Source organism: Pseudomonas sp. PA-5-4B (assembly GCF_021606215.1).
Classification (GTDB): Bacteria; Pseudomonadota; Gammaproteobacteria; order Pseudomonadales; family Pseudomonadaceae; genus Aquipseudomonas; species Aquipseudomonas edaphica.
In genome coordinates, this window is sequence record NZ_WKDB01000032.1 from 1 (window position 1) to 14094 (window position 14094).

At 60.1% G+C, this 14094-nt stretch carries 12 protein-coding genes; 3 read left to right on the forward strand and 9 right to left on the reverse strand.

Features of this window, described 5'->3' with window-relative positions:
* From GIW28_RS16940 to kdpF, 5 genes are all read right to left on the reverse strand, one after another.
* Positions 1-2217, reverse strand: a 2217-nt coding sequence (locus GIW28_RS16940; protein ID WP_236490403.1) for a sensor histidine kinase, incomplete at its 3' end; no start/stop codon positions are given.
* A 125-nt stretch (positions 2218-2342) separates the two neighbouring features.
* The gene (kdpC, locus tag GIW28_RS16945; protein ID WP_017136081.1) at positions 2343-2888 is read right to left on the reverse strand and encodes a potassium-transporting ATPase subunit KdpC; all 546 of its coding nucleotides are present in this window, start codon (positions 2886-2888) and stop codon (positions 2343-2345) included.
* A 75-nt stretch (positions 2889-2963) separates the two neighbouring features.
* Complete coding sequence (gene kdpB / locus GIW28_RS16950; protein WP_236447519.1) at positions 2964-5021, reverse strand: potassium-transporting ATPase subunit KdpB; 2058 nt, start codon at positions 5019-5021, stop codon at positions 2964-2966.
* Positions 5022-5042: 21 nt separating this feature from the next.
* Positions 5043-6743 (reverse strand): potassium-transporting ATPase subunit KdpA, encoded by a 1701-nt coding sequence (kdpA, locus tag GIW28_RS16955; RefSeq protein ID WP_017136083.1) that lies wholly within the window; start codon positions 6741-6743, stop codon positions 5043-5045.
* A 9-nt stretch (positions 6744-6752) separates the two neighbouring features.
* A complete protein-coding gene (gene kdpF, locus GIW28_RS16960) occupies positions 6753-6842 on the reverse strand; it encodes a K(+)-transporting ATPase subunit F (RefSeq protein WP_003218754.1) in 90 nt (29 codons plus the stop codon).
* A 396-nt stretch (positions 6843-7238) separates the two neighbouring features.
* On the opposite strand from kdpF, the gene eat reads away from it, so the two are divergent.
* Together eat and GIW28_RS16970 are read left to right on the forward strand one after the other, a co-directional pair.
* Positions 7239-8603 (forward strand): ethanolamine permease, encoded by a 1365-nt coding sequence (eat, locus tag GIW28_RS16965; RefSeq protein ID WP_017136084.1) that lies wholly within the window; start codon positions 7239-7241, stop codon positions 8601-8603.
* Positions 8604-8714: 111 nt separating this feature from the next.
* Positions 8715-8882 (forward strand): DUF2897 family protein, encoded by a 168-nt coding sequence (locus GIW28_RS16970; protein WP_017136085.1) that lies wholly within the window; start codon positions 8715-8717, stop codon positions 8880-8882.
* A gap of 6 nt (positions 8883-8888) precedes the next feature.
* Here GIW28_RS16970 and GIW28_RS16975 read toward each other — a convergent pair whose 3' ends face one another.
* Both GIW28_RS16975 and GIW28_RS16980 read right to left on the reverse strand, forming a co-directional pair.
* A complete protein-coding gene (locus tag GIW28_RS16975; protein WP_236447520.1) occupies positions 8889-9737 on the reverse strand; it encodes an urea carboxylase-associated family protein in 849 nt (282 codons plus the stop codon).
* 15 nt (positions 9738-9752) lie between these two features.
* On the reverse strand, positions 9753-10397 hold the full coding sequence (locus GIW28_RS16980; protein ID WP_236447522.1) for a GntR family transcriptional regulator: 645 nt from the start codon (positions 10395-10397) through the stop codon (positions 9753-9755).
* 133 nt (positions 10398-10530) lie between these two features.
* On the opposite strand from GIW28_RS16980, the gene GIW28_RS16985 reads away from it, so the two are divergent.
* Complete coding sequence (locus GIW28_RS16985) at positions 10531-11109, forward strand: TetR/AcrR family transcriptional regulator (protein WP_099549088.1); 579 nt, start codon at positions 10531-10533, stop codon at positions 11107-11109.
* Positions 11110-11136: 27 nt separating this feature from the next.
* On the opposite strand, the gene GIW28_RS16990 is transcribed toward GIW28_RS16985, so the two are convergent.
* On the reverse strand, positions 11137-11469 hold the full coding sequence (locus GIW28_RS16990) for a ComEA family DNA-binding protein (protein WP_017136089.1): 333 nt from the start codon (positions 11467-11469) through the stop codon (positions 11137-11139).
* 111 nt (positions 11470-11580) lie between these two features.
* Entirely contained in the window at positions 11581-13575 is a 1995-nt protein-coding gene (locus tag GIW28_RS16995) for a polysaccharide biosynthesis protein (protein ID WP_099549089.1), read from the reverse strand.
* Between the last annotated feature and the right edge of the window lie 519 nt (positions 13576-14094).

Genomic DNA, 14094 nt, shown 5'->3' on the forward strand with positions numbered 1-14094 from the left:
GCCCAGGGCGCTGCCGACGATATCACCCGGCGAGACCCAATCGCGTGCCAGCTTCAGGGCGCCGTGACCCAGGCGTGTCATGTCCAGCAGGTTCTGGATATAGCGGTCCAGGCGCTCGGCTTCATCGCGAGTGCCTTCAAGCAATTCGCGGCGGTCTTCCAGCGGGATGGCTTCACCGAGCGCCAGCAGGCTGTCGATGCTGCCGCGCATCGAGGTCAACGGCGTGCGCAAATCGTGGGACACCGAGGCCAGCAAGGCGCTGCGCAGTTGTTCGGTTTCGCCGTGCAGGCGCGCCGATTCCAGCTCCTGCGCCAGCTGTGCGCGCGCCAGAGCCTGGGCCAATGGCTGGCTCAATGCGGTGAGCAGACGACGGCGTTGGCCGCTCAATTCCAGGCCGGGTTTGGGGCTGACGCCTAGCAGGCCCAACGGCCCCTCCTCGCCCGACAGCGGCCACCACCACCAACGCCCAAACGGCAACGTGCCGGTGCCCATGCCAGCCGGTTGATCATGCTGCCAGGCCCAATCGGCGGCGGCGCGTTCGGCTTCGGTGAGGTTCAGCGCGGTGCCGGTTTCAACCTTCCAGCCGCCCTGGCCGTCGCGATTAAGCAGACACAGGTCCAGATCACTCCAGCCGTCCAGATGATGGGCCGCTGCACTGATCACCGCCTGGCGGTCGGTGGCCGCAGTGAGTTTGCGCGACAGGTCGAGCAGTTCGCTGGTTTCTTCCTGGGTGTCGCGCAAGGCCTGCAACTGCCGACGCTGACGCGCCGCGAGGTTGCCGGTCAGCGCCGCCATCAGCAAGAAAAACAACAGGGTCAGCACGTCTTCTTCACGCTGGATGGCGAAGGAGAATTTCGGCGGGATAAACAGAAAGTCGTAGCTCAGGAACGACAGCGCCGCACACACCAGCGACGGTCCCAGGCTGCTGCGCACACCGACCAGCAGTACCGCAGCGAGAAACACCAATGAGATATTCGGCAGCGGCAACACACTGGCTACCGCCCAGGCCAGCGCCGCCGCGACGATGGTTGCAACCACCGCCAGGCCATAGTCGAACCACACCAGCCCGCGCACATCCGGCAGGCGTGGCGGCGCGGGCATGTCGTCGCTGTCGAGCACGTTGATCTCCAAACCCCGCGCATTGCGCAGCAAGCGTGCCGCCAAACCCCCTCCGAACAGCCTGCGCCGCCAGCGCATCCGCGACTGCCCCACGAGTAGCAGGCTGGCGCGGCGTTCGGCGGCATGCTGGATCAGCGTCTTGGCCACTTCGCCAGCGCGCAGCAACACCACTTCGCCGCCCAGCCGTTCGGCCAATTGCTGGGCGTTCTGCAGGCGCAGGCGCGATTGCTCGTCGTGCGCACGGCCGTTATCGATATGCACCATGCTCCACGGCAAATGCCGGCGCTGGGCCACGCGGCTGGCGTGACGCACCAGGCGTTCGGCCTGCGCATCACCGTCCACGCCCACCAGCAAACGCCCGCGCACCGCCGGGGCGGCCTGACCGAGCTGGCGGTAGCCTTGGGCCAAATCGTCATCGACATGCGCAGCAGCGGTTTGCATGGCCAGCTCGCGCAGGGCCATCAGGTTGGTCTGGGTGAAGAATGCGTCGATGGCGGCGCGGGCCTGTTCCGGCACATACACCTTGCCGTCGCGCAGGCGCTCGAGCAGCTCGCGGGACGGCAGGTCGATCAGCAGCAGTTCGTCGGCCTCTTGCAGCACCCAGTCGGGCAAGGTTTCACGCACTTGCACGCCGGTGATGCCACGCACTTGATCGTTCAAGCTTTCCAGGTGCTGGACGTTGACCGTGGTGAACACGTTGATGCCGGCGGCGAGCAGTTCCTGGATGTCTTGCCAGCGTTTTTCATGGCGGCTGCCGGGGGCGTTGCTGTGGGCCAGCTCATCCACCAGCACCAGCTTGGGCTTGGCGGCGAGCAGGCCGTCGAGGTCCATTTCTTCGAGCATCACGCCACGGTATTCGCTGCGCAGCAAGGGTTGCTGCGGCAGGCCGCTGAGCAAGGCTTCGGTCTCGGCGCGGCCGTGGGTTTCCACCACGCCTGCGATCAGGCGCACACCCTGGCGCAGTTGGGTGTGGGCGGCCTGGAGCATGGCGTAGGTCTTGCCCACACCGGGCGCCGCACCGAGGAAGACTTTGAGCCGGCCACGGCCGTCCCGTGGCAGATCGGCTAACAGGGCATCGGCGCGGCCGGAGTCGCTCATGCTTTGGAGTTCCTTCAGGTGTTTATTTGGAATCCTTCAGGCCGTCATCGCGGGCAAGCCTGCTCCCACATTTGGAATGCATTTCCCTGTGGGAGCGGGCTTGCCCGCGATAACGGCACCACGGTTTACAACGTTTCCAGCGCCATGTTCAGCGCCAGCACATTCACCACCGGCGGCCCCACCAGCGGGCTTTCGATGTGCTCATCGAGCAAGCGCTGCAGTGTAGACACGGGCACATTTCGCGCCGCCGCCACTCGCGCCAGTTGATAGGCAATCGCCGCCGGTGGCAAGTGCGGATCAAGGCCGCTGCCGGAGGTAGTCAGGGAGGCCAAAGGCACCGGCCCCTGGCCTGGCACCAACTGTTTATTCGCGTCATCAAAAATACGCGTGGCCAATGCCGGGTTGCTTGGGGCCAGGTTGCTGGCGCTGCTGGAGACCGTCGCAAACGCGCCAGCCGATGGGCGTGGGTGGAACCAGCTGTCACCGGTAAAATCCTGGGCGATCAGGCTGGAGCCGCGCACTTTGCCCTCGGCGTCACGCACCAGGCTGCCGTTGGCCTGGTCGGGGAACGCAACTTGGGCGACACCGGTGACCACCAGCGGGTAGGCAACGCCGGTGATCAGGGTCATGAGGACCAGCAGGCTCAGGGCCGGGCGGATCATGTTAGTCATCTTTAAATCCTCAATAAATCGAGTAACCACTGTGGCGAGGGAGCTTGCTCCCTCTCCACAAAAAGTGCGATCCAGTTACACCAGGTGCAGCGCGGTCAGGAGCATGTCGATCGCCTTGATGCCCACGAACGGCACCAAAAGCCCGCCCAACCCGTAGATCAGCAGGTTGCGGCGCAGCAACGCCGCCGCACTCGCCGCCTGTACGCGCACACCGCGCAGTGCCAGGGGAATCAACACCACGATAATCAGCGCGTTGAAGACGATCGCCGAGAGAATCGCGCTCTGCGGGCTTTGCAAATGCATCACGTTGAGCACGCCCAACTGCGGGTAGATCGAGGCAAACAGCGCCGGCAAAATCGCGAAGTATTTAGCCACGTCGTTGGCGATGGAAAAGGTCGTCAACGCACCGCGGGTCACCAGCAGTTCCTTGCCGATCTGCACCACGTCCAGCAGCTTGGTCGGGTCGCTGTCGAGGTCGACCATGTTGGCCGCTTCGCGAGCGGCCTGGGTGCCGTCGTTCATCGCCATGCCGACGTCGGCCTGGGCCAGCGCCGGAGCGTCGTTGGCGCCGTCGCCGCACATCGCAACCAGGCGACCGTCGTTCTGCTCGTGACGAATGCGGGCGAGTTTTTTCTCTGGCGTGGCTTCGGCCAGCACGTCGTCCACGCCCGCTTCAGCGGCAATCGCGGCGGCGGTCAACGGGTTGTCGCCGGTGACCATCACGGTGCGAATCCCCAGTTTGCGCAGTTCGGCGAAGCGTTCGCGGATGCCGGGTTTAACCACGTCCTTGAGGTGGATCGCACCGAGCAGTTTGCCATCGGCGCATACCAGCAATGGCGTGCCGCCGCTCTGGGCGATCTTGTCGATTTCCCGCGAGAGTGCCGGCTGCAGGTCACGGCGTTGTTGGCCGATAAACGCCAGCAGTGAATCGACCGCGCCTTTGCGGAACACACGGCCTTGGTAGTCGACACCGGACAAGCGCGTTTCGGCACTGAACGGCACGGAGGTCAGCTCCTCCAGGGTTGGCTCGGCCTGAGGGTGCAAAGCACGCAGGTATTCGACGATGGATTTGCCTTCCGCCGTGTCGTCCGCCAGGGACGCCAGCAACGCGCCTTCAGCCAGGTCGCGACCACTGACGCCAGGCGCTGCGATCACGGCTGCACAGCGACGGTTGCCGAAGGTGATGGTGCCGGTCTTGTCCAGCAGCAGCACATGCACGTCACCCGCAGCTTCCACCGCACGCCCGGATTTGGCGATGACGTTGAGGCGAACCAGGCGATCCATGCCGGCGATACCGATGGCCGACAACAGGCCGCCGATGGTGGTCGGAATCAGCGTCACCAGCAGCGCGACCAGGAACACCAGCGGCAAGCTGCCATTGGCGAAGTGGGCGAACGGCTGCAGGGTGACCACCACCAGCAGGAAGATCAGCGTGAGGCCGATCAGCAGGATATCCAGCGCCACTTCATTCGGGGTTTTCTGGCGTTTGGCGCCTTCCACCAGGGCGATCATGCGGTCCAGCGTGGACTCGCCCGGATTGACGGTGATGCGGATCAGCAACCAGTCCGACACCAGCCGCGTGTTGCCGGTGACGGCCGAACGGTCGCCGCCGGATTCACGGATAACCGGTGCGGATTCGCCAGTGATCGCCGCCTCGTTGACGGCCGCGATACCTTCGATGACCTCGCCGTCACCGGGGATCATCTCCCCGGCCGCGACGCGCACCACATCACCTTTGCGCAGGCTGGTGGCCGGCACAACCTTGAAGCTGCCGTCGGCCTCTTTGCGGCGGGCGCTCAGGCCTTCGCTGCCGGCTTTGAGGCTGTCGGCGCGGGCCTTGCCGCGACCTTCGGCCAAGGCTTCGGCAAAGTTGGCGAACAGCACGGTGAACCACAGCCACACGGCGATTTGTACCGCCACAAAGGTCGGCACCGAAGTGTCCGGCACAAAGCACAACACGGTGGTGAGGATGGCGGTCAACTCGACCACCAGCATCACCGGCGAGCGTTGCAGTTGGCGTGGGTCCAGCTTGACGAAAGCCTGGACCAGCGCCGGACGCCAAAGAGCGGAGATGGCGGTTTTGGCCGGTTCCTGAGAACTCACAGGGGCCGCATTTTTTGCAGGCATATTCATTTTCATATCCCCTCTAGCTCTTTATTTAGGAGCAGCCATGCTCAGGTGTTCAGCAATTGGGCCCAGTGCCAGCGTCGGCAGGAAAGTCAGGCCGCCCACCAGCAAAATGGTCACGGTCAACAGGGTCACGAACAGTGGGCCATGGGTCGGGAAGCTGTTCTGGCCAATCGGTGCGGTTTTCTTCATCGCCAGGCTGCCGGCAAGGGCCAGTACCGGGAGGATGTAGCCGAAGCGGCCGATCAACATACCCAGGCCCATCATCAGGTTGTGGAACGTGGTGTTGGCACTGAAGCCGCCGAACGCCGAGCCGTTGTTGGCACTGGCCGAGGTGTAGGCATACAACAATTGACTGAAACCGTGCGGGCCGGGGTTGCTGATGGCCCCCGCCGGACCCGGCAGGCTGGCGGCGATGGCGCCCAGTACCAGGGTGCCGATCGGCATCACCAGCAAAGTCACCACCAGCAATTGCACTTCCTTGGCCTGCAGCTTCTTGCCCAGGTATTCCGGGGTGCGGCCGATCATCAGGCCGGCGAGGAACACCGCGATCAACACGTTGAGCAACATGCCGTACATACCGGCGCCGACGCCGCCGAAGATCACTTCGCCGACCATCATGTTGACCAGCGCCACCATGCCGCTCAGCGGGTTGAGGCTGTCGTGCATACCGTTGACCGAACCATTGGACGCCGCTGTAGTGGTGACCGACCACAACACGGTGGCAGTGGTACCGAAGCGCACCTCTTTACCTTCCAGCGGCGCGGTTTGCTCAACAGCTGGGTTGTTCAGGGTGGGGTTGGGCTGGTATTCGGCCCACAGCGAGGTCGCGCCGCCGATCAGGAACAAGGCCAGCATACAACCGAGGATCGCCCGGCTCTGACGCAGGTCTTTCACGTAATGGCCGAAGGTGAACACCAGCGCCACCGGGATCAGGATGATCGCCGACAACTCGAACAGGTTGGCCCAGGCAGTCGGGTTCTCAAACGGGTGCGCCGAGTTGACACCGAAGAACCCGCCACCGTTGGTGCCCAACTGCTTGATCGCAATCTGGCTGGCTGCCGGGCCGAGTGGGATCACTTGGTCCACGCCCTGCATCGTCACGGCATTCACATAGTGCGCGAAGGTTTGCGGCACGCCCTGCCACACCAGGAACAACGCGAACACCAGGCACATCGGCAGCAGGCCGTAGAGGGTGGCGCGGGTCATGTCGACCCAGAAGTTGCCCAGGGTCTTGGTGGATTTACGCCCGATACCACGGCACAACGCGACCAGCACAGCCAGGCCAGTGGCGGCGCTGACGAAGTTCTGCACGGTGAGACCGATCATCTGGCTGAGATAGCTCAGGGAGGCTTCACCGCTGTAGTTCTGCCAGTTGGTGTTGGTCATGAAACTGACCGCCGTGTTGAAGGCCAGCGTCCATTCCTGACCCGGCAATTTCTGCGGGTTAAGTGGGAGATATTCCTGGAACAACAACACGGTAAACAGCAACACAAAACCGGCCAGGTTGAACGCCAGCAGTGCCAGCGTGTACTTCTGCCAGCTCTGCTCCTGGTGCTCGTCCACGCCGGACAAGCGATAACAGCCGCGCTCGACAGGGCCGAGCACGGGCGAGAGCCAGGTGCGCTGGCCTTCCATCACCTTGTAGTAGAACCGCCCCAGGAACGGTGCCGGCACCAGCACCACGGCAAAGAAGGCGATGATCAGCCAATAGTCATAACTGTGCATAGCCTGCTCCTAGTTCCGATCCGCGCGTAACAGCGCAACCAGCAGATAAATGAACAGCGCCACGGCCAATAGCAGTGACACCCCGTCCAGAACACTCATGGAAGTCTCTCCGTTTTGCGGCGATTGCCGCGTGTGGGGCAATTGTCGGCAGGAGTGGCGTAAAGGAACGAGAGCGAGGGTATGGGCGGGGCGTAAAGACGGCGTAAAGAGTGGGTTTATGCGGGGTTTACAGGGGGATTTTCAGCGCCCGGGCGGGCCTCATCGCGGGCATGCCCGGCTCCCACCATTGAAATGCATTCCCTGTGGGAGCCGGGCTTGCCCGCGATGGCGTCGGTGAGGCCACCACCGCACCCATCTGGTGCGACGCCGAAAAAATTCAAACGCCAAACCGTCCCCATGGCGACAGTTCGGCGCCTTTACGACATGAGTTCGCGCAATGGCATGGCCGCTGCAACACCCAGTAATCATTCCAACCCGTTCAGGGAGCGCCACACGATGAACACACAACTCAAACCCACCTTGGGCACCCTGCATTTATGGGGCATTGCCGTCGGGCTGGTGATTTCCGGCGAATACTTTGGCTGGAGCTATGGCTGGGGCGTGGCCGGCACGCTGGGCTTTTTGGTGACCTCGTTGATGGTCGCCGCCATGTACACCTGCTTTATATTCAGTTTCACCGAACTGACCACCGCGATTCCTCACGCGGGCGGGCCGTTCGCCTACAGCCGTCGCGCCTTTGGCGAGAAAGGCGGTTTGATCGCGGGCCTGGCGACCTTGATCGAATTTGTCTTCGCACCACCCGCGATTGCCTTGGCCATCGGCGCTTACCTGAACGTGCAGTTCCCGGCACTCGATCCGAAACACGCGGCTGTGGGGGCCTACATCGTGTTCATGGGCCTGAATATCCTGGGGGTGAAGCTCGCCGCGACCTTTGAACTGGTGGTGTGCGTGCTCGCCGTCGCTGAATTGCTGGTGTTCATGGGCGTGGTCGCGCCGGCGTTCAGCTTCAGCAACTTTGCCCTGAACGGCTGGGCGGGTTCCGACACCTTTGGCGCACCGGCCATTGCCGGGATGTTTGCCGCCATTCCTTTCGCCATCTGGTTCTTCCTCGCCATCGAGGGCGCAGCCATGGCAGCTGAAGAGGCGAAAGATCCCAAGCGCACTATTCCAAAAGCCTACATCAGCGGCATCCTGACCTTGGTGATCCTGGCCATGGGCGTGATGTTCTTCGCCGGTGGCGTGGGCGACTGGCGCACCCTGTCGAACATCAACGACCCGCTGCCGCAGGCGATGAAAAGTGTGGTGGGCACCGGCTCCGGCTGGCTGCACATGCTGGTGTGGATTGGTCTGTTTGGCTTGGTGGCAAGCTTTCACGGCATCATCCTCGGCTATTCGCGGCAGTTCTTTGCCCTGGCCCGTGCTGGTTACTTGCCGCCGTTCCTGGCCAAACTGTCGCGCTTTCAAACACCGCACCGGGCCATTATCGCCGGCGGTGTGGTCGGTATCGCCGCGATCTACAGCGACGGCCTGATCAACCTGGGTGGCATGACGCTGACCGCAGCGATGATCACCATGGCGGTGTTCGGCGCCATTGTGATGTACATCATGAGCATGCTCAGCCTGTTCAAGCTGCGTAAGACCGAACCGCTGCTGGAACGCACCTTCCGCGCACCGGGCTATCCGATCGTGCCGGCTATTGCGCTGGTATTGGCGCTGGTGTGCCTGGTGGCCATGGCCTGGTTCAATGCGCTGATCGGCTTGATATTCCTGGGCTTTATGCTGGCGGGGTTCATCTACTTCCAGCTGACCGCCCAAGACCGTGCCGACGCACCGGCTGATGCGATGTTGACCGGGCGCTAAGGTTAACGAGGCGGAACAGGCCTACAATGAACTACTCAGAACGCCTGTTACTCAAAGCCGTTATTAGCGTGGGAACATCCTCCGACGCTGGTCCGCCTCAAGGAGAGCCTTATGCCGTGGTATGCGTGGTTGATTTTAGTGGTAGCGATCGGGTCGATCGTCGGTGGGCTGCTGATGCTGCGTGACAGCGCCAACAAGGTGGAACTCACCGACGAACAACGCAAACGCGTGGTCGAGCGCAACGCCCAGGCGGACGCCAAGGATGCGCAGGACCGCTGAAGCAGGTTATTCCCAGGCTGCCTTGGCAATATGCAAGCCGTGCTGCCCCTTGTAGGCAGCACGCTCAGGCTGGCTCCAGCCGTTGAGCAACGCCTCCTCCAAGCGATAGATCTCTACGCCCAGCGGGCGGCACACGGTCAATGGGTCTTGTGCGTCCGGCCCCCACATCGGTAGCGACAAGTCCCCGCCCGGGCACGTCGACAATGCGCAGAGCAAATCAATCTCGGCAAAAAACTCCAGGTAATCGCCCTTCTGCGCCGGGCAGGCTTTCATGAAGTACATGTCGTCATGATTAAGACCGGTGCACTGGAAAATATTCAGCACATCGTGCACGTCAAATTCGGTCAGGCCATGGGGCAGCACGGCGCGGGTCAAGTTGGAATGGCAATGGTGGTGGAAGTCTTCGCCGGTGAGCATGCGGTTCACATACGGGTCACAGCGAGTGCCGAGCAAATCGTGCAGGCGCCCACCGTGTTCATCGATGCCGTAGCCCGCCAGGCTGTCATCAGTGATGGTCACCAAGGGGCGCAGAAACGGCAGGTTCGACCATAGCCGGTCATGGGTACTGACATGGGCGCCCTGCAACTGCCGCGTGCGTGCCGCCCATAGGCGTTCGCGCGGGTCATTGGCGTTCCACACATTGAAATCGCCGACCTGTGGCCCTACCGGCGTTGTCACGCGAAACACATGCCCGGCCGGCACTTTCCACGCCCTGCCCGTGCGAATCGGCACTTCAAACTGCTCGATCAATGTGCGTTTACCCGCCTGGTCGCGAATACGTGCGTAGAAGGCCGTGTCCACTTGCAGCGCCGAGCCTTTGCTGACCTGATAGGCAGCCGGATAATCTTTGTACATGGGTGCAATCCTCCATCAAGGGTAATCAAACAGCGCCAGGGACAGCTGTTCAGAATCGTGCAGATAGAGGCTCATCGCCTCCTGCGCAGCTGGTTTATTGCCCTGCGCCAGCAAGGTGTAGATCTCACGATCACGCTCCAGCCAGGGCGACTGAAAACGTTGTTCATCGGGCGCCGCACAAAACACCAGGCGCAATTGAGCAATCACTTGGGCGAAAAACTCATCGAATAAAGGGCTGCGCATCAACCCGACAATGTGCTGGTGGAACACCAGGCTATGAGTGGCAACGGCGCGCCAATCTTCGCGCTCTCGCGCCAGCGTGGTGGCGTCGATGGCATTTTGCATACGCACGTCATGGTCGCCCGTCAGCGTGCCACTCTGGGCGATGGCCTGCAGCTCAAGGGTACGGCGGACCACGAACAGGTCACGCACGTCGTCGCGCGCCACACGCCGGACCATCACGCCCTTGTTGCGCACATAACGGGTGAGCCCCTCCTGCCCCAAACGGTGTAACGCTTCGCGAATGGTATTGCGCGAGGCGTTGTAGCGCTTGACCAGGTCCACTTCGACCAGCGCCACACCTGGCAGCAGCCGCCCACTCATGATGTCGGCGCGCAGTTCAAGGGCAATCTGATCGGCTAGAGACAAGCTGAGCGTCATCATGGCACCTCGATTGTTGAACAATTCATGCAACGGATGTAATCACTTTTCATGCCAAGCCCGCTGAATACTGTCTCTATGGGTAAACAGGTTCGACTCCGCTAAAATGCGCACTCGTTCTCGAGGCCGTCCTATGCGTTATTCAACAGACCACAAAGCCCAGACTCACCAACGCATCATCAAGGAAGCCTCCGTACGATTTCGCCGCGATGGTATTGGCGCCACCGGCCTGCAGCCCTTGATGAAAGCGTTGAACCTGACACACGGCGGGTTCTACGCGCATTTCAAGTCCAAGGATGAACTGGTGGACAAAGCCCTTCTGGCCGCCGCCGCAGAGCTGGATGCCCATTGCGCAATGTTGTTCAGCCAGAAACGGCCGCTGGATGCGTTCATCGACAGTTACCTTTCGCAATGGCACCAGACCTCGCCGGGTGAAGGCTGCCCGCTGCCCACGATGTCGTCGGAGCTGGGCCTGCGAGGGCAGCATAGTCCGGTAACGGATGCGGTACTTGAAGCCAGGTTGACGCAGATCGACTCAGCATTGGAGCACCCAAAGGGGGAACACGAGAGCCTGGTACTGATGTCGACATTGGTGGGCGCATTGGTGTTGGCCAGAAGCGTCGAAAACCCGGAACTGGCAGCCCATATCATGGAAGTGGTACGCGGGTGTTTGAAAGAACAGGTCTCGGACAAACAGAAGGCCGGTCAATGACCGGCCTCTTGCCCAGGATTTACACCCTTAGTTGATTGCCAGCCTGTCGCGGTTTTTCTCCAGCAACGCCTTGCCGATGCCTTTGACTTCCAGCAACTCGTCTACCGCCGTGAAAGGCCCGTTGCTGTCGCGATAGGCGATGATCGCCTTGGCCTTGGCGGCGCCAATACCGAACAGGTCGCGGCGCAGGACTTCAGCATCGGCGGTGTTGAGATTGACCTTGGTGGATTGCTCGACGTTAGCCATCTGGGCCGTGATAGGCGCCGGGGCTTCGGGTTTGATGGAGGGGGCTGCGGTGGTTGCTACGGAGAGGCTGGTGAGGACTGCAAAGATCAGGGAAGAAATATAGGCGTTTTGCATTGGTGACACTCCATGACAACGGTAGAAGAAAAGCAGCTTTCCAAAAGCTGCTTTTCTAACTTAGGCGATGTGGGGAGAGAGTCAAAAACGGGTGAGTAACAGGGTGTTAACTCACGGCTCCAAACGGCGCTGCTGGTAGATCCAATCGACGATTTCGCCGTCGGGCGAGTAGCCACTGACTGTCTCGCGCAGGATCTGACGCACACGGGTGTAGTCGTCCTCACTCACCGCGCCGAGCAATTCGCTCAGTTTGCTTTTGAGTACGTCCCACGCAAGGTGATCCTCGTTGGCGCTCATAATCATCGGGTGCTGGGTAGCGACGACGTTGTTGCCGATCAGCAACTCCTCGTAAAGCTTTTCGCCTGGCCGCAATCCGGTGAACTCAATCGCGATATCCCCGAGAGGGTTTTTATCCGTGCGTACACTCAGCCCGGATAAATGAATCATCTTTTCCGCAAGCTCTACAATTTTTACGGGCTCACCCATGTCCAGAACGAACACGTCCCCCCCCTGCCCCATGGAACCGGCCTGGATCACCAGCTGGGCCGCTTCGGGGATGGTCATGAAATAACGCGTAATTTTTGGGTGTGTGACGGTCAATGGACCGCCTGCCTTGATCTGCCGGTGAAAAAGCGGAATCACTGAGCCGGAAGAACCCAGTACATTGCCGAACCTGACCATCGTGAAGCGCGTTTTGTTTACGCGGGCCACGCCAGACTTGTCGCCAAACATCACCGGCGCTTTTTCAACGCTGAGGGCTTGCAGGGCTAATTCTGCAAGGCGCTTGGTACTCCCCATCACATTAGTGGGGCGAACAGCCTTGTCGGTGGAAATCAGCACAAAGTTCACCACACCGGCCTTCAAGGCTGCCTGGGCGGTATTCAAAGTACCAATGATGTTATTCAAGACACCTTCGGCAATGTTGTGTTCGACAATCGGCACATGCTTGTACGCAGCCGCATGATAAACCGTGTCGACGTGCCAGCTCTTCATAACATCAAGTAATTTATTCTCGTCGCGTACCGAACCCAGAATAGGCAATAACTTAATGGGCATTGACTCATGCGCAACGCGGTGTTCAAGTTCGGACAGGATACTGTAGAGGTTAAATTCGCTGTGTTCGAACAAGAGTAAGGTCTTGGGTTTCTGCGTCAAAATCTGCCGGCATAGCTCAGACCCGATCGACCCCCCTGCTCCCGTGACCAAGACCGACTGGCCAACGATACAACGTGCAAGCAGGTCTTCCTGGGCTGGCACTGCATCACGCCCCAGCAAGTCGGCAATATCGACTTCCTGAATATCGTCGACCTTGACGCGGCCACTGGCCAGGTCCATAAAATCCGGAACACTGCGCACATGCAGCGGAAAACGCTCCAAGTTCGAGAGAATCTCACGCCTGCGCCCGCGGCCCGCCGAAGGCACTGCGAGCAATATCTGCTGAGCGCCTGTTGTGTCGATCATCTGCTGAATATGCTTGGGCTTGAACACCTGCAGCCCAGAGATGACACGACCTGCGATACTCCCGTCGTCATCGATGAAGGCGACCGGCCGCATGACACGCCCCATGCGCAACGCAGCAACCAATTGATTACCCGCCGAGCCGGCTCCGTAAATGGCAACTTTCGTCAAGCCATCATCACGATTGGTAAAGGGAACATGCTGTGCTGCAGAGAACCAATCCCCCATGAAGTACTGGCGCATCGCTAGTCTCAACCCGCCTACGGTAACCAGGCACAACCACCAATAATTGAAAATAACCGAGCGTGGAACAACGTATTGATGGTTGCTGTAAAGATAGACAGCCAAGCCAAGAATAAGTGAAGAAAGGCTCACCGCCTTGATAATAGTAATAAGTGCATCGTTACCAAAGTAACGCATGACGGCGCGGTACATGCCAAAGCGAACAAACAGGGGAATGGCAATAACCGGAGCGCTCACGAACAGCCATAAGTATCGCTGGATCGGTTGTTCCATCTCGGCAATTCCAAGCCGTACGACGAAGGCCAACCATAATGAAATCCACACCAGTACAATATCAACAAGCACCTGAAGAATGCGCTTGTGGCGGCGCGGCAGATTTAATAAAAAAACTCTCATCTTATCCATGCCCCTCTCCAACACTTTTCCACGCTCCTAGAATCAAAACCCTGCCCGCGAATAGACGAAAATAGCGATCCACAATGAATAACCCGCACTGAACAAAAATCGTACAGACGTGGCAACTGCATGAAAATCTCCTTTCAGAAAAATCGCACTCCTTTGACGACCTTTCCTTGGGTTAATAACCCCTATTCTGTACAGAAAATACCACGGTGGTACTCGACACCTACAGTAAACACCATAGATGGGATGATACCCTTGTTGTGTCGGAAATCCTTTGAAATCCTTTCTCAGCCCCAAAAAAAACCAGGACGGGTAGGCACTGACCCCTACGAAACCGCGGGGTTCGAGCGCTCACGAACAAAAAATGGCGAACACCTGACAAGCTGCTAGGCTTGGCCCGAGACGTTGAGTTGCAGCCGTATCATTAGCTAGCACAGCAACAGCATCGTATAGCAAAATGTAACAAAAATGGTCACCCTTAAAACAATACGAGAGAGGCTGATGCCACCGTCGATGTTCATT